General features: G+C 68.8%; 23 protein-coding genes. 9 read left to right on the top strand and 14 right to left on the bottom strand.

Going from position 1 to position 22,762, the window contains the following annotated elements:
- Window positions 1–4: 4 nt before the first annotated feature.
- Window positions 5–493 carry a hypothetical protein gene (locus tag ACE3QW_RS08395; RefSeq protein WP_374251172.1) on the bottom strand — a complete coding sequence of 163 codons (489 nt, stop codon included), beginning with the start codon at window positions 491–493 and terminating at the stop codon, window positions 5–7.
- Window positions 494–997: 504 nt separating this feature from the next.
- Here ACE3QW_RS08395 and ACE3QW_RS08390 point away from each other — a divergent pair.
- Window positions 998–1,777 (top strand): SH3 domain-containing protein, encoded by a 780-nt coding sequence (locus ACE3QW_RS08390; protein ID WP_374251170.1) that lies wholly within the window; start codon window positions 998–1,000, stop codon window positions 1,775–1,777.
- 187 nt (window positions 1,778–1,964) lie between these two features.
- Here the strand turns inward: ACE3QW_RS08390 and ACE3QW_RS08385 are convergent, their stop codons facing one another.
- Complete coding sequence (locus tag ACE3QW_RS08385) at window positions 1,965–3,266, bottom strand: DNA polymerase IV (protein ID WP_374251169.1); 1,302 nt, start codon at window positions 3,264–3,266, stop codon at window positions 1,965–1,967.
- A 27-nt stretch (window positions 3,267–3,293) separates the two neighbouring features.
- A complete protein-coding gene (locus ACE3QW_RS08380; RefSeq protein WP_029558349.1) occupies window positions 3,294–3,620 on the bottom strand; it encodes a DUF3572 domain-containing protein in 327 nt (108 codons plus the stop codon).
- A gap of 113 nt (window positions 3,621–3,733) precedes the next feature.
- Here ACE3QW_RS08380 and ACE3QW_RS08375 point away from each other — a divergent pair, with 113 nt between their 5' ends.
- From ACE3QW_RS08375 to ACE3QW_RS08355, 5 genes are all read left to right on the top strand, one after another.
- The gene (locus tag ACE3QW_RS08375; RefSeq protein ID WP_024279231.1) at window positions 3,734–4,102 is read left to right on the top strand and encodes a response regulator; all 369 of its coding nucleotides are present in this window, start codon (window positions 3,734–3,736) and stop codon (window positions 4,100–4,102) included.
- A 339-nt stretch (window positions 4,103–4,441) separates the two neighbouring features.
- Window positions 4,442–4,981: an RDD family protein gene (locus tag ACE3QW_RS08370; RefSeq protein WP_155982309.1), complete on the top strand. Its 540-nt coding sequence runs from the start codon at window positions 4,442–4,444 to the stop codon at window positions 4,979–4,981.
- A gap of 79 nt (window positions 4,982–5,060) precedes the next feature.
- On the top strand, window positions 5,061–5,810 hold the full coding sequence (locus ACE3QW_RS08365; RefSeq protein ID WP_029558347.1) for an arginyltransferase: 750 nt from the start codon (window positions 5,061–5,063) through the stop codon (window positions 5,808–5,810).
- Window positions 5,811–5,842: 32 nt separating this feature from the next.
- Complete coding sequence (locus tag ACE3QW_RS08360) at window positions 5,843–6,514, top strand: MarC family protein (RefSeq protein ID WP_374251168.1); 672 nt, start codon at window positions 5,843–5,845, stop codon at window positions 6,512–6,514.
- Between the two features lie 102 nt (window positions 6,515–6,616).
- Window positions 6,617–7,654 (top strand): 3-hydroxyacyl-CoA dehydrogenase NAD-binding domain-containing protein, encoded by a 1,038-nt coding sequence (locus tag ACE3QW_RS08355; RefSeq protein WP_029558345.1) that lies wholly within the window; start codon window positions 6,617–6,619, stop codon window positions 7,652–7,654.
- Window positions 7,655–7,745: 91 nt separating this feature from the next.
- On the opposite strand, the gene eno is transcribed toward ACE3QW_RS08355, so the two are convergent.
- On the bottom strand, window positions 7,746–9,029 hold the full coding sequence (eno, locus tag ACE3QW_RS08350) for a phosphopyruvate hydratase (RefSeq protein ID WP_029558344.1): 1,284 nt from the start codon (window positions 9,027–9,029) through the stop codon (window positions 7,746–7,748).
- 284 nt (window positions 9,030–9,313) lie between these two features.
- Here eno and queF point away from each other — a divergent pair, with 284 nt between their 5' ends.
- Window positions 9,314–9,766 carry a preQ(1) synthase gene (gene queF / locus ACE3QW_RS08345; RefSeq protein WP_029558343.1) on the top strand — a complete coding sequence of 151 codons (453 nt, stop codon included), beginning with the start codon at window positions 9,314–9,316 and terminating at the stop codon, window positions 9,764–9,766.
- Window positions 9,767–9,859: 93 nt separating this feature from the next.
- Window positions 9,860–10,870 carry a DUF1835 domain-containing protein gene (locus ACE3QW_RS08340; RefSeq protein ID WP_374251166.1) on the top strand — a complete coding sequence of 337 codons (1,011 nt, stop codon included), beginning with the start codon at window positions 9,860–9,862 and terminating at the stop codon, window positions 10,868–10,870.
- Between the two features lie 18 nt (window positions 10,871–10,888).
- On the opposite strand, the gene ACE3QW_RS08335 is transcribed toward ACE3QW_RS08340, so the two are convergent.
- The 3 genes from ACE3QW_RS08335 to dnaE all read right to left on the bottom strand — a co-directional run bounded on the left by ACE3QW_RS08335 (window position 10,889) and on the right by dnaE (window position 16,337).
- Window positions 10,889–11,884: an AI-2E family transporter gene (locus ACE3QW_RS08335; protein ID WP_374251165.1), complete on the bottom strand. Its 996-nt coding sequence runs from the start codon at window positions 11,882–11,884 to the stop codon at window positions 10,889–10,891.
- A gap of 97 nt (window positions 11,885–11,981) precedes the next feature.
- On the bottom strand, window positions 11,982–12,806 hold the full coding sequence (locus tag ACE3QW_RS08330) for a sulfotransferase family protein (protein ID WP_374251164.1): 825 nt from the start codon (window positions 12,804–12,806) through the stop codon (window positions 11,982–11,984).
- Between the two features lie 66 nt (window positions 12,807–12,872).
- Window positions 12,873–16,337: a DNA polymerase III subunit alpha gene (gene dnaE / locus ACE3QW_RS08325; protein ID WP_029558338.1), complete on the bottom strand. Its 3,465-nt coding sequence runs from the start codon at window positions 16,335–16,337 to the stop codon at window positions 12,873–12,875.
- 149 nt (window positions 16,338–16,486) lie between these two features.
- Between dnaE and ACE3QW_RS08320 the strand changes: the two genes are divergently transcribed.
- A complete protein-coding gene (locus ACE3QW_RS08320) occupies window positions 16,487–16,924 on the top strand; it encodes an EamA family transporter (RefSeq protein WP_374251162.1) in 438 nt (145 codons plus the stop codon).
- A 9-nt stretch (window positions 16,925–16,933) separates the two neighbouring features.
- On the opposite strand, the gene thiL is transcribed toward ACE3QW_RS08320, so the two are convergent.
- Genes thiL through glyA form a run of 7 tightly spaced genes read right to left on the bottom strand, consistent with a single transcriptional unit; the run spans window position 16,934 to window position 22,581 of the window.
- Entirely contained in the window at window positions 16,934–17,929 is a 996-nt protein-coding gene (thiL, locus tag ACE3QW_RS08315; RefSeq protein ID WP_374251160.1) for a thiamine-phosphate kinase, read from the bottom strand.
- Window positions 17,930–17,931: 2 nt separating this feature from the next.
- Window positions 17,932–18,441, bottom strand: coding sequence for a transcription antitermination factor NusB (gene nusB, locus ACE3QW_RS08310; protein WP_374251159.1), 510 nt, complete (start codon window positions 18,439–18,441; stop codon window positions 17,932–17,934).
- Between the two features lie 5 nt (window positions 18,442–18,446).
- Entirely contained in the window at window positions 18,447–18,938 is a 492-nt protein-coding gene (gene ribH, locus ACE3QW_RS08305) for a 6,7-dimethyl-8-ribityllumazine synthase (protein WP_029558334.1), read from the bottom strand.
- A gap of 52 nt (window positions 18,939–18,990) precedes the next feature.
- Window positions 18,991–19,605: a riboflavin synthase gene (locus tag ACE3QW_RS08300; protein ID WP_374251157.1), complete on the bottom strand. Its 615-nt coding sequence runs from the start codon at window positions 19,603–19,605 to the stop codon at window positions 18,991–18,993.
- 1 nt (window position 19,606) lies between these two features.
- On the bottom strand, window positions 19,607–20,755 hold the full coding sequence (gene ribD / locus ACE3QW_RS08295; RefSeq protein ID WP_374251155.1) for a bifunctional diaminohydroxyphosphoribosylaminopyrimidine deaminase/5-amino-6-(5-phosphoribosylamino)uracil reductase RibD: 1,149 nt from the start codon (window positions 20,753–20,755) through the stop codon (window positions 19,607–19,609).
- Window positions 20,752–21,282, bottom strand: coding sequence for a transcriptional regulator NrdR (nrdR, locus tag ACE3QW_RS08290; protein WP_374251154.1), 531 nt, complete (start codon window positions 21,280–21,282; stop codon window positions 20,752–20,754). The genes ribD and nrdR overlap by 4 nt, the downstream gene beginning before the upstream one ends.
- A gap of 27 nt (window positions 21,283–21,309) precedes the next feature.
- On the bottom strand, window positions 21,310–22,581 hold the full coding sequence (gene glyA / locus ACE3QW_RS08285) for a serine hydroxymethyltransferase (RefSeq protein WP_250166152.1): 1,272 nt from the start codon (window positions 22,579–22,581) through the stop codon (window positions 21,310–21,312).
- Window positions 22,582–22,762 lie beyond the last annotated feature (181 nt).

Raw genomic sequence — 22,762 nt, 5'->3', positions numbered from 1 at the left:
GCCCTCAAGCCGGCGCAGAGGCTGGCCGGGCGCGCGCGGCCAGCGTTCCCACGATCACGAAGGCCAGCAGCACCACGCCCTGCGCGATGGCGAACGGCGGCTCCGACTGGGTGGGCGCCAAAGCCGCCAGCGCCGGCACCTTGGCGAACGCCTGCGCGACGGCCACGAACACCAGGAAATAGAGGCTGGCCACGGCAGCGGCCGCATAGACCGGGCGCCACACGCCGGCACGGCCGGCACCGTAGAGCGCATAGGCGGCCACCAGCACCACCAGAAGCGCGATGGCGCCCACCACGTGCGACGGCTTCACCCCCGAGAACGGAAAGAGAAAGCCGGTCGCACTCGTGAGAAAGGCGAGAGCGAGAAAGGCGGCGGTGATCCCCGCCCCGGCCCGTTCGCCCCGCATCAGGGCGAGCGTGACCGGAATCCCGAGAATGATGGCGATCAGGCTGATCCAGGTGTGCAGGCCGGTGAGTGTGGTCGGGTCGAACATGTCTGCCCCCTCGCGGTGCTGGAGCATGATGACGCAGCGTCAGGCTTTCCGCACGCCCGCCTTTGCGGCACGGGCGCAGCCAGTATCCGTTTGCGCAAAAATGACAGGCTTGGGCTGGACAGCGCCGCCGCAACGCAGCAAGTTATGCCGCAAGGGCAAATAACGGCCGCAATTGGCGATGAAGGTCTGCCGCTCTGTTTGCGGTAGTACCTTGCGGCAATACTTCGTACGCTGTACTTGGTCGCAACTACAGAATGGCGTGAGGATGCACGCCGCTCGGCGACGAATGCGTCGGCGATGGCCGCGAGTGCGAAAAGCACGGCCAATACAAGGAGTTCGGCAGGGACCATCGGGTCATGGGATGGTTCGGCCGTGAGTGTCTTCAACGCCGCCACCCGCCAGTGCTGGCACGGGAGGCTCCGTTGGGAGGTGAATTCGATGGCTCGCCCTGGACTTGCGGCACGCAGCCGGGATGATTTCGAGGCCACTCGCCCCGAATACCCGATGCGCTATCGCACAGAAACCGCGCAGAACCAGCGCCCCACCATTCCGGCCCGCATCGGTGCCGGCAGCCGCCCCCGCCGCAGTTCCAAACGCCGCGACGGGCTTATGCTCTGGCGGGTGCTCGGCGTTTCCGCTGCGGTGCTGATCTTCGGCATGGGTGGTTTGCTGGCTTACAATCTTGTTTCTCCGCGTTCCGACACCTCACAGGCCGCAGCCGTTCCCACCCAGCCGACACCAGCTCCCCCCCTCGCCGCCCCTGCCAGCGCAGCCGCAAAGACAGCACCGAAACCCGCGACGCCAGCTCAACCCAAGCGCATCGCAGACGCAGGGCACGGCCAGTCGGCCATCAAGGTGGCCTCCATTCTCGGCGCTGGCGGGGAGACTGCCGCCCCTGTTCCGGCCGAAGCCGGGCCGACGGCCGCCGACTTTTCCCGACCTGCCTTCCTTGAGCCCGTCAACGACGCGGATGAGGAAACTCTCCCGGCGAGCGCCGTGGAGACGGTGGCCGAACGCACCCCCCCCGACGCCGCCGCGCCGTTGCCTGCACCCCGGCCTGTGAAGATGGCGTCCGCCGACACCGCAGCCTCCGACGACGACTCCGCCACATCCGCCCGCATCCGATCGGCGGTCACGCTGCGGTCCGGCCCGCGCCGCTCGGCCTCGGCCATCGGCACGCTGGAGGGGGGCACGAAGGTGAAGCTCTATTCGTGCAAGAGCTGGTGCGAGGTCTCGACCGGCGACAAGCACGGCTGGGTCTACAAGTCGTCGGTGGACCGCTGAACCGCTGCTGCCGGTCCACGGTCACCATCCGCCTGAAGCCCGGAAAAATCCGGGAAACTCAGACGAAACCCGCTCTCTGCCTCTCGGACGATGCCGATCACGTGGTTCATGGCGCGTCCTCCTGAAGAGGAAAGCGCCCGGGTGCCTTCCGCGTTCCGCCTTCGCGGTGTCAGCGGCGTGAGAGCCGTCACCGCTTTCTGTCGCGGCGATCGGTCGTGGCATCGAGGAGGATGCCGCGCGAGACCGCGCCGCGGCCGAACTTCGCCCGCAGCGCATCCATGGCGGTCTCGGTCGCCTTGAGGCGCTGGCTGGTGGTGTCCACGAGATCGGCCGGGTCGGCATCGGCGATGGGGCCGAGATCCGAGACGCCGACGCCGATCAGACGGAACAGCGTTCCGTCCATCTCCTTCACCAGCAGCTCATGGGCGGCCGCGTTGATGCTGGCGGCAAGGCAGGTCGGCGCCTCCAGCGTGCGCGAGCGGGTGCGCAGGCGGAAATCGGCGCTCTTCAGCTTCAGAGTCACGGATCGCCCTGCGATGCCGGCGCGCTTCAGGCGGTCGCTCACTTCCTCGGAGAGCGCATAGAGCGTCTGCTCCAGCGGACGCAGGGCGCCGATGTCACGGTCAAAGGTGGTCTCTGCGGACACGCTCTTCGCTTCGCGCTCCGGCTCCACCTTGCGGGTGTCGAGGCCGAAGGCGAGGCGCGAGAGCCGCAGGCCCTCCGCGCCGTAACGGCGGGCGAGGTCGGCTGGTTCGGCGCGCTGGAGATCGCCGATGGTGGCAAAGCCATCCCGCGCCAGCTTGCCACCGAAGGCCGCCCCCACCCCCCAGATGAAGGTGACGGGGCGCGGCGCCAGAAACGCGGCCGCCTCGCTCTGGCCGATCACCGAGAAGCCGCGCGGCTTGTCGAGATCGGAGGCGATCTTGGCGAGGAACTTGTTGGCCGCGAGCCCCACCGAGACGGTGATGCCCACCTCCCGCTCCACGTCGCGGGCGAAGCGCGCGAGCGTCAGCGCGGGGCTGGCCTGATGCAGGGCCTGCGTGCCCGAGAGATCGAGGAAGGCCTCGTCGATGGAGAGCGGCTCCACCAGCGGGGTCAGCGCCTTCATGCGAGCGCGGACCTCCCGGCCGACCTTCACGTATTTCTCCATGTTCGGCTTCAGCACCACCGCATCCGGGCACAGGGCCAGCGCCTTGAACATGGGCATGGCCGAGCGCACGCCATGAATGCGGGCGATGTAGCAGGCGGTGGAGACCACCCCGCGCTTGCCGCCGCCGATGATGAGCGGGACGTGGGCAAGGTCCGGATTGTCCCGTTTTTCCACCGCCGCGTAGAAGGCGTCGCAATCCACATGGGCGACGCTGAGGCTGTGCAGTTCGCCATGCCGCACCACCCGCGGGCTGCCGCAGGCGACGCACCGCAGGCCGCGCGACCCGGCAGCGGCGGAAACGTCCGAAAGGCAGTCTCGGCAGAGGCCGGGCGCGGTCATGGCTTTGGGGACGGCCCGCGCCGCCGGCTACATGGGACGGCGGACGATGGCGTCCGGGTCGATGGGCGGCGAGAGGATCTCGTGGGCAGCGGCCACATGGCGCGGATCGAGACCCTTTTCGGCGGCGAAGGCAAGGAGAAGGGGCTCGTCGTTGAGCACGAAGGCGAGCACGCCGGCGCCGAAATCGCGCCGGCCCGCCGCCTCGCGCAGGTTAGCGGGGGTGAGGCCGGTCTCGGCGAGGAATCGCACGAGGCGCTCGCCATCGGCGGCGATGAAGGAGAGGGCGGAAACCGCCACCTCCTGCGCCGCATCACGCTGGGCCTTGAGGCCCCTTGGTTTGTCCTGAATGGGCATTTGCGCTTCCGCAAGGATTGGGGTCTAGCTGTCGGCGGCATTCCAGCACGTTCGCCGCGTGCTGCGAAGGGTGGCAGGATGCGGCGAAGTCGGGCCGGGTTTCGGGGGACGCGATGACCAAGACGGTGATGATCGTGGAGGACAACGAGCTCAACATGAAGCTCTTCCACGATCTCCTGGAGGCGCACGGCTATCGCACGGTGGAGACACGCTCCGGCGTGGAGGCGGTGGAGCTGGCCCGCGCCAACCGGCCGGACCTCATCATCATGGACATCCAGCTGCCGGAGATTTCCGGCCTCGATGTCACCCGCAAGCTGAAGGCTGATCCCGAACTGCGCGCCATCCCCGTGGTGGCCGTCACCGCCTTCGCCATGAAGGGCGACGAGGAGCGCATCCGCGCCGGCGGCTGCGAGGCCTATCTCTCCAAGCCCATTTCGGTGGCGCGCTTCCTCGAGACGGTGCGCCAGTACACCGGCGGCTGAGGTGGGGACAGCCGAATCACCGGCTTTTCCTTTCGCCCCGTTGTGCTAGTCTTCGTGGCTTCCAGATGCGAGGCGGAAGGTGCGCGGCCGGCCATGCCGGTCCAGAGGCCCTTTCGCTGCCAGACAACCCTACGGAGTGCTCAGGTCCGCCGCATCTCCTGGGTCCGTGGGGTTTGGCCGGTGGGTGAGCGTCGCGGGAGGCCTCCCCGCCCGCTCCCCGCCGGCCAGCCTATCCTCTCCCCCTCCTGCTCTCCCGGTCCCTGCTCTCCCGGTCATTGCGTCCCCTTGCGTCGCCCGCGCGTCGTCACCACGTTTGCGTGCTGAAGGAGTTGCATTGCCATGAGCACCACCGGCGACACGTCCCGCGAGCCTGCCGACACCGATATCGCCTATCGGCCGCACGCGTTCGATCCGGTGACGCAGCCGGAACTGTTCGAGGGCGTCCTCTCCCGCCGCATCATCGCGTTCCTCGTGGACGCGCTGATGGTCATCGGGCCGGTGGTGCTGTTCGGCGTGTTCGTGTTCGTGTTCGGCATCGTGACGCTGGGCCTCGGCTGGCTGCTGTTCTGGCTGACCGGACCGGTCTTCATCGTGTGGGCCGTCGCCTATTACGCCTTCACCCTCGGCTCGCCCGCCTCCGCCACCCTCGGCATGCGACTCATGGAGATCGAGCTGCGCACTTGGTACGGCGCGCCCTGCTACGCGCTGCTCGGCGGGGTGCGCGCGGTGTGCTTCTGGGTGTCGGTTTCGGTGCTGACCCCGTTCGTGCTGCTGGTGGGCCTGTTCAATGACCGGCGCCGGCTGCTGCACGATTTTCTCTGCGGCACGGTGGTCATCAACAGCGCCGATCGGGCCGAGGCGCTGCGCCGCATCCGCTGAAATTTCACCCTCCCGGCGACTGCGCCTTTGACGGGCCTGCACGCAGGCGCGATGATCCTGGTTCAGAGGCCAGATCCCCGTGAGTGAGCACCCCCGCGACACACCACAATTCTATCTGACGGCGCCCTCCCCCTGCCCCTACCTCCCGGGCAGGGAGGAGCGGAAGGTGTTCACCCACCTCGTCGGCGACCGCGCGGCCGCGCTCAACGACGTGCTGACGCAGGGTGGATTCCGCCGCAGCCAGTCCATCGCCTATCGCCCCGCCTGCGAGGGCTGCAAGGCCTGCGTCTCGGTGCGCATCTGCGTGGCGGATTTCCAGGAGAGCCGCAGCTTCCGGCGGGTGCAGGCGCACAACGCCGACATCGTCGGGCAGGTGAAACCGCCCACGCCCACCTCGGAGCAATACAGCCTGTTCCGCACCTACGTGACCTCCCGCCACGGCACGGGCGGCATGGCGGACATGAGCGTGCTCGACTACGCCATGATGGTGGAGGACACCCACGTCCACACCCGGCTGGTGGAATACCGCAAGCGCGGGCCGGACAGCCGCATCCTCGAGCGCGGCACCGGAGACCTGATGGCGGTGGCCCTCACCGACATCCTCTCCGATGGCCTCTCCATGGTCTATTCCTTCTACAACCCGCTGGCGCAGGACCGCTCGCTGGGCACCTACCTGATCCTCGATCATGTGACGCGGGCGCGGCAGATGGGCCTGCCTTACGTCTATCTGGGCTATTGGGTGCAGGGGTCGCGGAAGATGGACTACAAGCGCCGCTTCCTGCCGCAGGAGCGCCTCTCGCCCCATGGCTGGGAGCGCATCGAAGACTAGAGCCGGGGCAAGGCACCGCGCAGGGGGGCCGGATGCATCTGACCAACGCGGTCAACATCTTCATCACCGTGTTCGCGGCGCTCTTTCCTATCGTAAACCCGCTCGGGACGGCGCCCATCTTCCTCACCTTCGTGCGCCGCTGCTCGCCGCAGGTGCGCGAGCGCATCGCACGCAGCGTGGCGATCTACGGCTTCCTGCTGCTGTTTGGGTCGCTGGCCATCGGCTCGCAGATCCTCCTGTTCTTCGGCATTTCGCTGCCGGTGCTGCGGATCGCCGGCGGGCTGGTGGTGGCGGTGGTGGGCTGGAATATCCTGCATGAGGATGAGAACGCCCCCGGCAAGGCGCAGGGCGTGGAACTGGACGAGGCGCGGGCGCAGGACGAGGCCTTCTATCCCCTCACGCTCCCCCTGACGGTCGGCCCCGGCTCCATCGCCGCGACGGTGGCACTCGCGGCCGGCCATACGCCCACCTGGAAGACCGATCCTCTCTTTCAGCTTTCCAGCGTGCTCGGCGCGCTGGCCGGGCTCCTGGCGGTGTCGCTGACGGTGTATTTCTCGTTTCGCGAGGCGCCCACGCTGGAGCGGGTGCTGGGCAAGACCGGCACCAACGTGCTGGTGCGCCTGTTCGCCTTCATTCTGTTCGCCATCGGCGTCCAGATCATCTGGATGGGCGTGGAGGCGCTGGTCACGCAGTTGCCGCGCTAAGGGCAAACGTCGGGACAATCCTGGCATACCTCTAGAGCGGTGCAGCGCACATCCGCATGCTGCTAGAACGGTGCATCTCCCCTGCCGCTCCGGAGCCGCACCATGTCCCATCTCAATCCCCCCATCCGCCGCGTCGCCGTGATCGGGGCCGGCACCATCGGGGCCAGCTGGGCCGCGCTCTTCCTCTCGCGCGGGCTGGAAGTGGTGGTGAGCGATCCCGCCCCGGGCGCGCGGGAGGCGACGCAGGCGCTGATTTCCGGGGCCTGGCCGGTGCTGTCCCAGCTCGGCGGCGAGGACTGGATCGACCCCACCGCGTGGCGCTTCGAGCCGGACCCGGTGGCCGCGGTGGAGGGCGCCGATTTCGTGCAGGAGAATGCGCCCGAGCGCTACGAGGTGAAGCAGAAGCTGTTTCCCGCCCTTGATGCAGTATTGCCACCGGAGGTGGTGATCGCCTCATCGTCCTCCGGCCTGCTGGCCAGCCGCATCTCTGAGGGCTGCCGCCACCGCGAGCGCTGCCTCATCGGCCATCCCTTCAACCCGCCCCATCTCATCCCGCTGGTGGAGGTGGTGGGCGGTGCCCATGCGAGCCGCGACGCCATCGCCCGGGCCATGGCCTTCTACCGCTGGCTCGGCAAGCACCCCATCGAGATCCGCAAGGAAGTGCCCGGCCATGTGGCGAACCGCCTGCAGGCGGCCCTGTGGCGCGAGGCGATCCATCTGGTGGCGGAGGGCGTCGCCTCGGTGGAGGATGTGGACGCCGCCGTGTCCGAGGGCCCCGGCCTGCGCTGGGCGCTCATGGGCCAGCACATGACCTTCCATCTCGGCGGCGGCGCGGGCGGGCTCGGACAGTTCATGCACCACCTGCTGCCGGCGGTGGAAACGTGGTGGGACGACCTCGGCGCCCCGGCCATGACACCGGAGCTTCAGGCCGCGCTTGTGGCCGGCGTGGAAGCCGAGGCCGCCGGCCGCTCCATGACGGATCTGGCGCAGCGGCGCGATGCGCTGCTCACCCAGCTCGTCGCCCTCAAGCGCGCCGCCGATGTGCGCGACGAACAGGCCGAGATCAGCGCGCGGCTGGACGAGGCGCTGGAGGAGAGCTTCCCCGACAGCGATCCCATCGCCGTGCGCGGCGACGACTGAGGGGGACAATAAAAAAGGCCGCCGCGAGCCCAAGCCCGCGGCGGCCTTTCGTATTTCCGTCCCGGCCGCGCACGCGCGCGGCACGGAGGGATCAGGCCAGCGACTTGATCGCGGCCTTGCCGGCGTAGCGGGCCGAGTCGCCCAGTTCCTGTTCGATGCGCAGCAGCTGGTTGTACTTGGCGGTGCGGTCCGAACGGGCCAGCGAGCCGGTCTTGATCTGCCCGCAGTTCGTCGCCACCGCGAGGTCGGCGATGGTGGAATCCTCAGTCTCGCCGGAGCGGTGGGACATGACGGCGCGATAGCCGGCCTTGTGGGCCATTTCCACCGCGTCCAGCGTCTCGGTGAGGGAGCCGATCTGGTTCACCTTCACAAGGATCGCGTTGCCGACGCCGTCCTTGATGCCGCGCGACAGGCGCTCGACATTGGTGACGAACAGGTCGTCGCCCACCAGCTGGCACTTGGAACCGATGGTGTCGGTGAGGAGCTTCCAGCCGGCCCAGTCATCCTCGGCCATGCCGTCCTCGATGGTGACGATGGGATAGCCGGCCACGAGCTGGGCCAGGTACTTCACCTGGGCCTCGATATCGCGCACCTTGCCCTCGCCCTCATAGTGGTAGGCGCCGTCCTTGAAGAACTCGGTGGAGGCGCAGTCGAGGCCGATGAACACGTCGTCGCCCGGCTTGAAGCCGGCCTTCTCGATGGCGCCCATTACGAAGTCCAGTGCCGCCTCGGCGGAGGCGAGGTTGGGGGCGAAGCCGCCCTCGTCGCCCACATTGGTGTTGTGGCCGGCGCTCTTCAGGCCGCTCTTCAGCGTGTGGAAGATCTCCGCGCCCCAGCGCAGGCCCTCGGCGAAGGAGGAGGCGCCGGCGGGCAGGATCATAAATTCCTGGAAGTCGATGGGGTTGTCCGCATGGGCGCCGCCATTGACGATGTTCATCATCGGCACCGGCAGCACGCGGGCGTTCACGCCGCCCACGTAGCGGTAGAGCGACAGGCCGCTCGCCTGCGCGGCGGCCTTGGCCACCGCCAGCGACACGCCGAGGATGGCGTTGGCGCCGAGGCGTGCCTTGTTGGGGGTGCCGTCGAGACCGAGCAGCACCGCGTCGATGTGGGCCTGATCCTCGGCCTCATAGCCGCCGACCGCGTCGAAGATCTCGCCGTTCACAGCGTCCACGGCCTTGGACACGCCCTTGCCGAGATAACGGCTCTTGTCGCCGTCGCGCAGCTCCACCGCCTCGTGGGCGCCGGTCGAGGCGCCGGAGGGGACCGCGGCGCGGCCGAGGGAGCCGTCTTCCAGCACCACGTCCACCTCGACGGTGGGATTGCCGCGGCTGTCGAGAATCTCGCGGCCGATGATATCCACGATGGCGGTCATGAAGGTCCCTTCCCTTGGTGTCCCGCGTGGGCGTCCCGCGGCGGCGAGCGGCGGCGGCCTGACGGCTGCCCGCGGCGCCGTGACGGACCCCCTCACCCTTCAACCTCGCCCGCCCCCGGGAGTGGAAGGCGAGGCGCCCTCCAGGCGCCGTGCTTCTAGCGCGAACCTTCGCTGATGCGAAGGGGCTTGATCGCAAAGAGGTGATCGGTCGCAAAACCGCCCGACGGCGGTTGAACATTGCCGGCCCGAAAGCTATGCCGCCGATCCATTCCCAAGGAAGCGTGATGACCGACCGCCCGTTGCAGCTCGGCGCCCAGAGCGCCCTGCCCCCGTCCCCCGAGGAGGCGGTGCTCGACCGCGTGCCCAATCCCCACCCCGATGCCGATTACGTGGCGCGCTTCACCTGCCCCGAGTTCACATCGCTCTGCCCGGTGACGGGACAGCCGGATTTCGCGCACCTCGTCATCGACTACGTGCCCAATTTGCACCTCGTGGAATCCAAGTCGCTCAAGCTCTATCTGGGCAGCTTCCGCAACCATGGCGCGTTCCATGAGGATTGCACGGTTGCGGTGGGCAAAAGGCTGGTGACGCTGCTGGAGCCGCGCTTCCTGCGCATTGCCGGCTATTGGTATCCACGCGGCGGCATTCCCATCGACGTGTTCTGGCAAACGGGTAAGCTGCCGGAGGGCGCCTGGCTTCCCGACACGGGGGTTGCGCCCTATCGCGGTCGCGGGTGAAGCTGGGGCTGACGGTCGCGAGAGCCGGCCGACGGGGGGATGAACGAGACGGCTGCGGCGAGACCGCTGCGCCGACAACCCGAGGGCATCAGCATGCCGAAGCTCATCGTGACCAACGGCGACAGCGCGGCCGAGCGCCTGCGCGAGGCCGGGATCAAGGGCCATATCATCCCGTGGCGGGACATGCTGCATGACGGGCCCGTGCCCGCCGCCACCCTGCTCGACGACGTCTCCGACGTCAGGGCCGACTTCCTCTCTTCCGCCCTCGGTCTGCCGTTCGACGAGGTCCGGGCCGATTTCGCCCATCGCGACGCGCAGATGGAGGTGCATTCGGCCTATGGCGAAGTGGAGCTGTGGTTCGAACACGATCTCTACGACCAGCTCCAGCTGATCCAGATCCTCGACTACCTCGCCCATGAGCCCGAGCGCATGGGGGTGAGCCTCGTCCAGGCCTCCCACTACCTCGCCGTGATGGAGCTTGAGGACCTGCGCGCCCTTGAAGCGCAGCGCACTCCCGTGACCCATGTCCAGATGGAGACCGCGCGACAGGCGTGGGAGGCGTTCACCGCGCCGACGCCGCGCCCGCTTTCCACCTTCCTCGAACGCCCGCACGAGGCGCTGCCCTACCTGTCGCCCGCCCTCTCCCGCCTCGTCTGCGAGCTGCCGGCGCCGGGCAGCGGCCTGTCGCTGACCGAGGAGCGGATGCTGCGGCATCTGGCCAGCGGGCCGATGAAGGTGGCGCACCTCTATGCGGCGGTCCATTCCATGGATCAGGCGCAGTTCCTGGCCGACCTGCCCTTCTTCCTGCGCCTCGATGGCCTCGCCTTCGCCCATGAGCCGCTCGTCACCGGCCTGCCCTTCCGCTCCAGCGAGGCGCCGAGCCTGAGCTTCACGCCCGGCGAGGACGGCGCGGCGGAGCGCAGCTATCGGGCCTACGCCGCGGCCGAGGTCTCCCTCACGGCTGCTGGGTCGGCTGCGCTCAAGGGGGCCTTCGACCACGCGGCCAACAATGGGGTCGAGCGCCATCTCGGCGGCACGCGCATCTGCGCCGGCGCCATGTGGCGCTACGATCGGGCGGCGGGGCGGCTGGTACTGCCGAACTAAGTGGGGACGGCGGCGACCTCAGGCCGCCGCGTCCTCCTCGGCGACCTGCTCGCTGTGCGCCTTGAAGGCGGCGAAGGCGACCACGGTCAGCGGGGTCGCCAGCACCACGCCCAGCGCGCCGAAGATGCTGCCGAACGCCACCACCGCGAACAGCGTCACCGCCGGCGGCAGGGACACCATGCGCTGCTGCAGCAGCGGCGTGATGATGTTGCTCTCCGCCTGCTGCACGCCGACGAAGACCAGAAGCGTCCAAAGCCCGGTGTCCGCGCCCATGGTCAGCGCGATCAGTACCGCCGGGGCGGCCGCCATCACCGGGCCGATCATCGGCACGAATTCGGCGAGGCCGGCGAACAGGGCCAAGGCCAGCGAAGAAGGCACGCCCACGATGGTGAGGCCGATGAAGGTGAGCACGCCCACCACCACCATGGCGATGAGCTGCGCCTTGAGGAAGTGCCGCAAGTCCTCCGACACCATCGCGAGCTGCCGCGCCGCCGTCGCACGCTCGGAGGGGCGCCACAGCGACAGGAACATGCGGCGGTAAAGCTCCGGCGAGACGGCGAAATAGATGCCGCCCACCACCACCAGAAACACGCCCAGAACCACCTGGAACAGGTTGGAGGTGAAGCCCTGCACGACCGAGAGAAGCGTGTCGCTGGAGGGCGCCGCCGCCTCCGCCCGCTTGAGGAGATCGTCGCCGAGACCTTCCAGATGGAAACGCTGCTCGAATTCGGCCCACGCCGAGGGCAGCTCATTCACCAGTTGCGTCACCTGCACCTGGATGGTGGAGCCGAACAGATAGAGCGCGAGCCCGAGCCCGCCGAAGACGAGGATCCCCACGGGGATCACCGCATACCGTTCGGGAAAGCGCGTCCACTTGGCGAAGGGCTCGGCAAGCGCATGGAGCGCCAGTGAGACGAGGCAGGCGGCGAACACCTGGAGGATGACGTCGTAGATCTTCCACGACAGCCATGCGAGCGCGATGACGATGCACGCGATGGCGACACGCCGTGCCACGTCCCGGTCCGAAACCATGGTGCCCCCAGATGCTCGCGGATGTTCGATGCGTTTGCGGCTTCATAGCGCGAAACGCATCCGTCCGCGCACCGGAAAGTCAGAGGGGCCGGAACACCGCCCGGACCAGATCGAGGCGGCGACAGGCCGCGCGATCCTGCGGATCGACCATCAGCCGCTGCATGGCGTCGAATGTCTGCGCGGCGAGCAGGCCCCGCCAGGTGGTGCGGGAGGGCGGCGGCAGCGCGTGGTGGCGCAGGCTCGGCTTCAGCGTGCCGTCGATCTCGGCGAGGCTTTCCGAAGGAAGCTCAGGCCACTGTTCGCCCAGCTGGCGCCCGGCGCGGTCCATGGTGCCGCGCCAGTCGGCCATCAGACCGTCGAACGAGATCACGGTGCGCGGCATGCCGCGCGTCGCGATCTCGGAATCGAGCGTGTAGCGCAGCCAGATGCCGAGCCCCTTGCCGAGGTCGAAGCCGTCCCGCTTGGTAAGGGAGGCGGCGACCTCCACCGGGTTGCGCAGGGCGAGAAACGGCACGATGCGGTAGCCCGCCTTCTTCAGCACCGGGTCATAGATGGCCATGAGACGGGAAATGCGGGGGTCCTTGAGAACGATGTCGGGCGCATCGCCATATTCGTCGGCGAGCGCGCGGCGCACCTCATCGAGAAGGCCCGAGCTGCGGGCCGCCGCCATCACGTCCCCGCCCATCACCTTGCGGGAGGACCATTTGTGGCCGCAGGCCTTCAGGATGCGTTCGTCGAGGTCCATGAAGACCTCGCTCTCCCAGAAGCCAGCCTCATTGGCTTCTGTGGCGGCCATGAGGGTCTTCGGGGCCGAAAAGCCCATCAGGTTGATGATGCGGGTGAGCGCCGATGTGCCGCTGCGGTGCATGCCCAGCACCAGAACGGCGCGCTTGTATGTCGTCACGGAAGGCTCCTTGAACGACAGGGCCGCCCGCTCCCGCCGCTTACGGAAGGTCTGATAGACGCACCGTCACGCGGCTTCAACCGCCACGACACCGGGAATGGCCTTGATGGCCCCGGCAATCTGCGGCGACACGGAATATTTGCCGGGCAAACTTACCTCCACCTCGGCATGGGCGTCGTCGACCAGCAGGATCAGGCTCACCTCGCCGGCCCCGCTGCCCCCCGTCTTTCCGTCCGACAGGCGGCGCGCGATGCCCTCGATGGGCTCGGGCGAGCGCAGGAAGATGCGAAGGCCCTTCTGGTGCTTCGCCGTGACGGGGTCGAGCTTCTCGCAGGAATTGATGCGCACGCGCACATCCTCGCCGTTCATCTCGGCGGCGACCATCATGAGCAGCGGGGTGCCGGGCTCCAGCAGGTCGCGGTAGTGCGCGAGTCCCTCGGAAAAGATCACCGCCTCGTAGTGCCCCGAGGGATCGGAGAGGCCGACGATGCCCATGCGCGTGCCGGACTTGGTGCGCCGTTCCTGCTTGGAGACCACCGTCGCCGCCAGCCGCCCTGCCGCCGCGCCGGAGCGCACGGCGCGAGAGAAGTCGGCAAAGGACTGCACCCGCATCTTCTTCAGCGCCTCGGCATAGTCGTCCAGCGGATGGCCGGTGAGGAAGAAGCCGATGGAATCATATTCCCGTTGCAGCCGCTCCGAGGGCAGCCAGGGCGACGCCTCGGGAATGGGGAGGGAGGCTGCCGCGGCGGGGCCGGAGCCGAACATGTCGTTCTGGCCGGACTGGGCGTTGGCCTCCACCCGTTGCGCCTCGGCCACGATGGGCTCGATGGCGGCGAAGGCGCGGGCGCGGTTCTTCTCCAGCACATCGAAGCAGCCGGCAGCCATCAGGCTTTCCAGCGTGCGCTTGTTGACGAGCTTCACCGGCAGGCGCGCCGCGAAGTCGCCGAAGGAGCGGAACGGCCGGTCGCCCCGCGCCGCCACCAGCGCGTCCACCGCCGCCTCGCCCACGCCCTTGATGGCGGCCATGGCGTAGATGATCTTGCCGTCCTTCACGCCGAACTCGCGGGCGGACAGGTTAATGTTCGGCGGCACCACCTCGATGCCGAGCCGCTGCGCCTCCTGCCGGAATTCCGCGAGCTTGTCCGTGTTGCCTTTATCGAGCGTCATGGAGGCGGCGAGGAACTCGGTGGGGTAGTTCGCCTTGAGCCATGCGGTCTGGTAGGCGACCAGCGCATAGGCCGCCGCGTGGGACTTGTTGAAGCCGTAGTCGGCGAACTTCGCCAAGAGGTCGAAGATGGTGTCGGCCTGCGCCTTCTCGATGCCCCGCCCGGCGGCGCCGGAGACGAAGCGCTCGCGCTGCTTCTCCATCTCGGCGCGGATCTTCTTGCCCATGGCGCGGCGCAGCAGGTCGGCTTCGCCCAGCGAATAGCCCGCCATGGCCTGGGCGATCTGCATCACCTGTTCCTGATAGATGATGACGCCGAACGTCTCCTTCAGGTACGGCTCCAGCATGGGGTGGAGGTAGTCCGGCGTCGCCCGGCCGTGCTTGCAGTCGCAATAGACCGGGATGTTGGCCATTGGGCCTGGCCGGTAGAGGGCGACGAGGGCCACGATGTCCTCGATGCGGTCGGCCTTCATGTCCACCAGCGCGCGGCGCATGCCCGCGCTTTCCACCTGGAACACGCCCACCGTCTCGCCCTTGCCGAGCATGTGGTAGGTCTTGGGATCGTCGAGCGGGATCTTGGAGATATCGAGCTCGATGCCCCGCTGGTGGACCAGCTTCACCGCCTTCTCGATGGTGGTGAGCGTCTTGAGGCCGAGGAAGTCGAACTTCACGAGGCCGGCCTGCTCCACCCATTTCATGTTGTACTGGGTGACCGGCATGTCGGACCTGGGATCGCGATAGAGCGGCACCAGCTCGTGGAGCTGGCGATCGCCGATCACGATGCCCGCGGCGTGGGTGGAGGCGTGGCGGTTCAGCCCCTCCAGCTTTACCGCGATGTCGAAAGCGCGCTTGACCACCTCTTCCTGATCGCGCGCCGCCTGAAGGCGCGGCTCGTCCTCGATGGCCTGCTTCAGGGTGACGGGATTGGCCGGGTTCTGGGGGACGAGCTTGCACAGCTTGTCCACCTGCCCATAGGGCATCTCCAGCACGCGCCCCACGTCGCGCAGGACGCCGCGCGCCTGGAGCGTACCGAAGGTGATGATCTGCGCAACCTGCGCCCGGCCGTAGCGCTCCTGCACATAGCGGATCACCTCGTCGCGGCGCTCCTGGCAGAAGTCCACGTCGAAGTCGGGCATGGACACGCGGTCTGGGTTCAGGAAGCGCTCGAAGAGCAGGCCGAACCGGAGCGGATCAAGGTCCGTGATCTGGAGCGAGTAGGCCACCAGCGAGCCGGCGCCCGAGCCGCGCCCCGGCCCCACGGGAATGTCGTGCGCCTTGGCCCACTTGATGAAGTCCGACACGATGAGGAAGTAGCCGGGGAACTTCATCTTGGTGATAACCGAGACCTCGTAGGCGAGGCGCTCGTGATAGGCGGCCTCATCCAGTCCCGGCGCCGGCCCGTGCTTGGCGAGGCGAGCCGCGAGCCCCTCCTCCGCCTGCCGCTTCAATTCTGCGGCCTCCGCCTCCAGCGGGTCGGAGCCCTCGGCCTTCTCGTCCGCCGTGGTGAAGCGCGGCAGGATGGGCTTCACCGTGCGCACGCGATAGGCGCAGCGCTTGGCGATCTCCACCGTGTTGGCGGTTGCCTCGGGCAGGTCCGCGAACAATTCCAGCATCTCGGCGCGGGTCTTGAAGCGGTGTTCCGCCGTCAGCCGCCGCCGGTCGCCTTCCGAGAGCAGACGCCCCTCGGCGATGGCCAGGAGGCCGTCATGGGCCTCGAAGTCGGATTTTGCCGCGAAGAAGGGTTCGTTGGCCGCCACCAGCGGAATGCCCTTGGCATAGGCAAGCTCAAGCAGCGCCGGCTCGGCCAGCCGCTCGGGATCGGCGCCGTGGCGCTGCACCTCCACATAGAGCCGGTCGCCGAACAGGGAGGCGAGCAAATCCAGCCGGTCGGCCGCCATCTCCGGATGGCCGCCGACGATGGCGCGGTCCAGCGGGCCGGATGGGCCGCCCGTGAGGCAGATGAGGCCGGTGTTCGCCTCGGCCAGCCATTCGGGCAGGATGCGCGGCTCGTCCTCGCTCGCGGTTTCGAGGAAGGAACGGGAGACGAGGCGCATCAGGTTGCGCCAGCCCGCGTCATCCTTGGCCAGCAGCACCACGCGGGGCTTCTTCGGCCGCAGGCCGCCGCGCGGCCCGGCCGCATCCGGCAGATCGAGCGCCAGCGACACGCCGGGAATGGGCTGGATGCCCGAACCCGACATCTTCTCGGAAAACTCAAGCGCGCCGAAGAGATTGCCGGTGTCGGTCAGCGCGATGGCCGGCTGATAGTCCGCCTTCGCCAGATCCGCCAGCTTGCCGACGGAGAGCGCGCCCTCCAGCAGCGAATAGGAGGAATGGACGTGCAGGTGGATGAAGCCGGGATCGGACATGAGGCTCGGGGCGCCGTTCACTGAGCGGGGGATTCGTTCTCCCTTAAGGTAGCCCCGATTGCCGCCCGCGAAAGAGCGTGCGGCATCCGTGCCCGCTATCCTCCGACCACCGGGGCGCTATTCTCGCGGGAAATCCCATCGGAGCCGGCATGACGCGGTCGCTTCTCGCCAACTGGGTGTTCTGGGCCGTCCTCTCGGCCGCCTTCGCCGCGCTCACGGCCATCTTCGCCAAGGTGGGCGTGGCGGGGGTGGATTCGGACTTCGCGACGCTCATTCGAACGGTCGTCATCCTCGCACTGGTGGCGGCCATCGCCCTCGCGCGCGGCGCATGGCAGCCAGTCGCGAGCGTGTCGGGACGCACCTGGACGTTCCTGCTGCTGTCCGGGCTCGCCACCGGCGCCTCGTGGCTGTGCTACTTCCGCGCGCTGAAGATGGGCGATGCCGCCCGCGTGGCGCCGGTGGACAAGCTCAGCGTCGTGCTGGTGGCCGTGTTCGGGGTGATCTTCCTGGGCGAAAAGCTGTCGGCGGTGGCAGCGCTGGGCGTCGCGCTCATCGCGGCCGGAGCAGTGCTGGTGGCGCTCGGCTGAGGGCAGCCTTCAGAAGTGGCTGTAGCTGCCGCTGCCGAGATCGAGCGGGTGGCCGCCGGCGTCGGTCACATCAAGGCCGGCACCTTCCCGCGTCTCGCCGATCAGCGCCACGGGCACACCCGCCTGCGCCGCCTCAAGGGTAAAAGCGGGAACGGCCGCATGGGGCACGCAGGCAAGGATCTCGTAATCGTCGCCGCCCGACAGGGCCACCGCGAACAGGCCCGGATCGGCCTTCACCGCAGCAGCAGCAGCCGCCGAGAGGGGCACGCGCCGCGCCTCCACCTTGCCGCCGCAGCCGGAGGCAGAGAGCATCTTGGCGAGGTCGCCGGCGAGCCCGTCCGACACATCCATGGCGGAAGCCGCATGCCGGCGCAGGACGCGGGCAAGGGCAAGGCGCGGCTGGGGATTCAGATAGCGGTCGAGGAGATGCGCGCGCTGCTCGCCGGACAATCCGGCGAAAGCCGGCGCATCGCCGTCCTGCCGCAGCCGGAGGCCCAAGGCGGCATCGCCGATGGTGCCGGACACGAAGATGGCCATGCCCGCCTGCGCCCCGGTGCGCGGCACGAACTCACCCTTGGGCACGGCCCCCAGCGCCGTGATGGTGATGGTCACCGGGCCGGGGGTGGAGACCGTGTCCCCGCCGAGGATGGGGCAGGAGAAGGCCTCCGCATCGGCCCCGAGGCCGGCGGCGAAGGCTTCCATCCATGCATCGGGCGTGCCCTTGGGCAGGGCGATGGCCATCAGGGCGCCGACCGGCGCGGCGCCCTTGGCGGCGAGGTCGGAGAGGTTCACCCGCAACGCCTTGCGGGCGATGGCGGCGGGCGGATCGTCGGGGAAGAAATGCACCCCCGCGACCACCGCATCCTTGGTCAGCACAAGGTCGCAGCCTTCGGGCGGCGACAGCAGCGCGGCATCGTCCAGAAGGCCGAGCGCGCCCTGCGACCCGGCGATGGGGCGGAAGTAGCGGGCGATGAACCGATCCTCGCCCGAGCCGCCGCCCTCCATTCTCAGGCGCCCCGGAATTCGTCGGGCCGCAACTCGTGCGCCAGCGCATCGAGCACGGCATTCACCATGCCGGTCTCGTCGCGGTCGAGGAAGGCGCCGGCGACATTCACATATTCGGTGATGACCACGCGGGCGGGCGGGTCCTTGCCCATCAGCTCGAAGGCACCGGCGCGCAGCACGGCGCGCAGCACGGCCTCGACCCGCTTCAGCGGCCAGCCCTTGGAGAGGGTGCCGTCCACCAGCGGATCGATCTGGCGCTGGGCGTTCAGCACGCCTTCCACCACCGAGCGGAACAGCCGGCGGTCGGCTTCGGGGAATTCGATGCCTTCCACTTCCTGCCCGAGCCAATGGCTCTCGAACTCGGCGAGCACGTCGTTGAGGGGCGTGGCGGCGAGGTCCATCTGGTAGAGCGCCTGCACCGCGCCGAGGCGGGCCGCGCTCTTCTTCATGGGCTTCTGCGGCGCGGTCTTTTCGGCCTGGCTGCTCGACTGGCTTTTGGCTTGGTCGCTCATGACGGTCACGCTTCCAGCCGGCGTTTCAGCCGCAGCAGGCTGAGCGCGGCCTCGGCGGCGCCGCCGCCCTTGTTGCCCTCGGAGACGCGGGCGCGCTCCCAGGCCTGCGCCTCGGTGTCCACGGTAAGGATGCCGTTGCCCACCGGCAGGGCGTGGGCCATGCCCAGTTCCATCAGTCCGCGCGCGGATTCGCCGGCCACGATGTCGAAATGGAAGGTCTCGCCGCGGATGACCACGCCGAGGCCCACCACCGCGTCCACCGGCTCGCCGCCCTCTTCGTATGCGGCAAGGGCGATCTCGGCGGCGATGGGAATCTCCAGCGCCCCGGGCACGGTGATGACCGCCACCGTGACGCCGGCAGCCTCCAGCGCGGCGCGGGCGCCGGCGAGGAGTTCGTCGGCCAGCGCCTCGTAATAGCGGCCTTCGACGATGACGACGCGGGCGCCTTCGAGCGCGGCATCGGCTTCGACGGCGGTTTCCCTGCGCGTCGTGACCATGGGCATTCTCCGAAATCTGGACGGCGCACCGCGCCGGAATTGGGCCGAAGGCCTAGCTGGCCCGGGGGAACTCCGCAAGCCGGGCGGCATAACGGGCCATCAGGTCGGCCTCGAAATTCACCGTGTCCCCGGCCTTCACCCCACCCCAGGTGGTGACGGAGAGGGTGTGGGGAATGAGCAGGCAGGAGAAGGTGTTGCCGTTCACCTCGTTGACCGTCAGCGAGGTGCCGTCGAGCGCCACCGAGCCCTTGGCCGCGACGAAGCGCGCCAGTCTCTCCGGCACCTCGAACACGAAGCGCGTGGTGGTGCCAAGATCCTCCCGCGACACCACTGTCGCCGTGCAGTCCACATGGCCGGACACCATGTGGCCGCCAAGCTCGTCACCCATCTTGAGAGAGCGCTCCAGATTGATGCGCCGGCCCTCGTCCCAGCCCACGACCGTGGTGATGGCCAGCGTCTCGGGCGCGGCATCCACGGTGAAGAGGGTGGCGCGGGGGCCGCCCGGCGTCACGGACGTCACGGTGAGGCACACGCCCGCATGGGCGATGGAGGCTCCGATGTCGATGCCGGCTGCATCGAAGTCGGTGGCGACGGTGAGCGTCTTCACCTCGCCCTTCCGCTCGACCTTCACGAGGTCGCCCATGTCGGTCACGATGCCGGTGAACATCTCAGCGTCTCCACAAGCGGACGAGGTGGTCAGCGCCGAGTTCCGTGCGCTCCACCTCGGCAAATCCCACCGGCTGGGTCAGCCGGATGAGCGGACGGCCGGCCAAAGCGGGGTAAGCGTCGGGCCCCAGAATGACGGGGCTGCGGAACACCGCCACCTCATCCACCACCCCCGCGTCCAGAAAGCGGGCGGCGGTGGTCGGCCCGCCCTCCACCATGATGCGGGTGAGGCCGAGCAGGCCCAGCAGCTTGACCACGGCCGGAATATTGATGTGCCCATCCGCCCCACGCGGCGCGCGCAGCACTTCGACGCCGCGCTCGTTGAGGGCGGCGGCACGGTGGGCGGGCGCATCCTCGGCGGCGATCACCCACAAGGGCACATCGCAGGCGGTGCGCACCAGCGCGGCCGTGAGCGGAATGTCCAGCTCGGCATCCAGCACAAGGCGCACAGGCGAGCGGGCCTCGAAGCCCTCCAGCCGGCAGGTCAGCATGGGATCGTCGGCGAGCACGGTGCCGAGGCCGACAAGGATGGCGTCCGTATGGGCGCGCATGAGATGCGCCCGCGCCCGTGCTTCGGCGCCGGTCACGACGGCCGGCTTCGGCCCGGCATGGGCGGCCTTGCCGTCGGCGGAGACCGCCATCTTCACCAGCACATGCGGCCGGCCCTCGGTGACGCGGCGGATATGGCCGGCGTGATCGGACAGGGCCTGCTCCGCCCCGACGCCCACCGTGACCCAGATGCCGGCGGCGCGCAGGCGGGCGACGCCCCTGCCCTTCACCCGGTGGTCGGGGTCCTCGATGGCGGCGACCACGCGGGCGACGCCGGCATTGATGACGGCATCGGCGCAAGGCGGCGTGCGGCCGTGGTGGGAGCAGGGCTCCAGGGTGACATAGAGCGTCGAGCCGCGCGCCAGCTCACCGGCGGCGGCGAGCGCCTGCGGCTCGGCATGGGGGCGGCCGGTGGCGGCGGTGGCGGCGCTGGAGACGACGCGCGGCACGCCGTCCACATGCTGCACCACCACGGCACCAACCGAGGGATTGGGCCAGGTGCGGCCGAGGCCGGTCTGGCCGACCTTCAGCGCCTCGGCCATGAACAGCTCGTCCTCGCGCGGCGAAAGGACGTGCGCGGATGGCACCGGACGGCCGCTCATTCCCCGCTCCGCGGGGTCGTGGGCCGGGCGCGCGCCTTCTCGACCGCCGGCTCGGCATCGTCGGCGCGGGGCTCACCCTCCTGGGAGAGTTCGGCGAGGGCGTTCTCGAAATCCTTGGCCTCGCGGAAGTTGCGATAGACCGAGGCGAAGCGGACGTAGGCCACGTCGTCGATCTGCTTCAGCCCCTCCATGACCATCTCGCCGATGGTCTCTGAGGTGATGTCGCCCTCGCCGACGCTTTCCAGCTGGCGCACGATGCCGTTGAGCATCCGCTCCACGCGCTCGTTGTCCACCGGCCGCTTGCGCAGGGCGACGCTGACGGACTTCTCCAGCTTCTCCCGCTCGAACGGCACGCGCCGTCCGGAGCGCTTCAGCACCATCAGCTCGCGCAGCTGCACCCGCTCGAACGTGGTGAAGCGGCCGCCGCAATCGGGACAGATGCGGCGGCGCCGGATGGCGGTGTTGTCTTCCGTCGGCCGGGAATCGCGCACCTGCGTCTCAAGGCCGCCGCAATAGGGGCACCGCATCCTTCACGCCTTCCCGGTCGTCAATCCTCAGGGATAGATGGGGAAGCGGGCGAGCAGCGTCGAGACCTTCTCGCGCACGGCTGCCTCGACGAGGCTGTCTTCGTCCGAACCCTTCTGGGAGAGCACGTCGAGCACCTCGGCGATGAGGTTGCCCACCTGCTGGAACTCCGCCACCCCGAAGCCGCGGGAGGTGCCAGCCGGGGTGCCGAGGCGCACGCCGGAGGTCACGAACGGCTTTTCGGGGTCGAACGGGATGCCGTTCTTGTTGCAGGTGATGTGGGCGCGACCCAGCGCGGCCTCGGAGACCTTGCCGGTGAGGCGCTTGGGACGCAGGTCCACCAGCATGAGGTGGGTATCGGTGCCGCCGGAGACGATGGCGAAGCCGTGGCCCTTCAGGGTCTCGGCGAGCGCCTTGGCGTTCTCCACCACGTTCTTCGCATAGAGCTTGAACTCGGGCCGCAGCGCCTCGCCGAACGCCACCGCCTTGGCGGCGATGACATGCATCAGCGGGCCGCCCTGGATGCCGGGGAAGATGGCCGAATTGATCTTCTTGGCGATGTCCTCGTCATTGGTGAGGATCATGCCGCCGCGCGGGCCGCGCAGGGTCTTGTGGGTGGTGGTGGTCACCACATGGGCGTGCGGGAACGGGCTCGGATGGGCGCCGCCGGCCACGAGGCCCGCAAAGTGCGCCATGTCCACCATCAGCAGCGCGCCGACGGAATCGGCGATGGCGCGCATCTTCGCGAAGTCGATGACGCGCGGATAGGCGGAGCCGCCGGCCACGATGAGCTTCGGCTTGTGCTGGTCGGCGAGCTGGGCCACCGCCTCATAATCGATGCGCTGGTCGTCCTCGCGCACGGTGTAGGGCACCGGCTTGAACCACTTGCCGGACATGTTCACCGGCGAGCCGTGGGTCAGGTGTCCGCCGGCCGCGAGGTTGAGGCCGAGGAAGGTGTCGCCCGGCTGGAGCAGCGCGAAGAACACGCCCTGGTTCGCCTGGCTGCCGGAATTGGGCTGCACGTTGGCGAACGCGCAGCCGAACAGCTTCTTGGCGCGCTCGATGGCGAGATTCTCGGCCACGTCCACGAACTGGCAGCCGCCGTAGTAGCGCTTGCCCGGATAGCCCTCGGCATACTTGTTGGTGAGCACGGAGCCCTGCGCTTCGAGCACGGCGCGCGAGACGATGTTCTCGGAGGCGATCAGCTCGATCTCGTCCCGCTGGCGACCCAGCTCCGCTTGCACCGCGCCGGCGATCTCGGGATCGGTCTCGGCGAGAGAGGCGGTGAAGAAGCGGTTCATTTCCTCCGTGACGGAGGAGCGGTTCGCGTCCTGCGAGGCCATGGGAAGGTCTCCGGTGATGGCGTGGAGGCTCCGGACAAGGGCGGCAGGCGCCCGGCCGGAGCGGACCCTGCGCTTATCACAGGGCGAAGGTGAAGTCCAAAGCCGGCTGGTGCGGCGTGTGGGCTCGGGGCCGCGGGAA

The sequence above is a fragment of the Xanthobacter sp. genome, assembly GCF_041911315.1.
Taxonomy (GTDB): Bacteria; Pseudomonadota; Alphaproteobacteria; order Rhizobiales; family Xanthobacteraceae; genus Xanthobacter; species Xanthobacter aminoxidans.
This window is presented reverse-complemented; position numbering and strand designations above follow the sequence as displayed.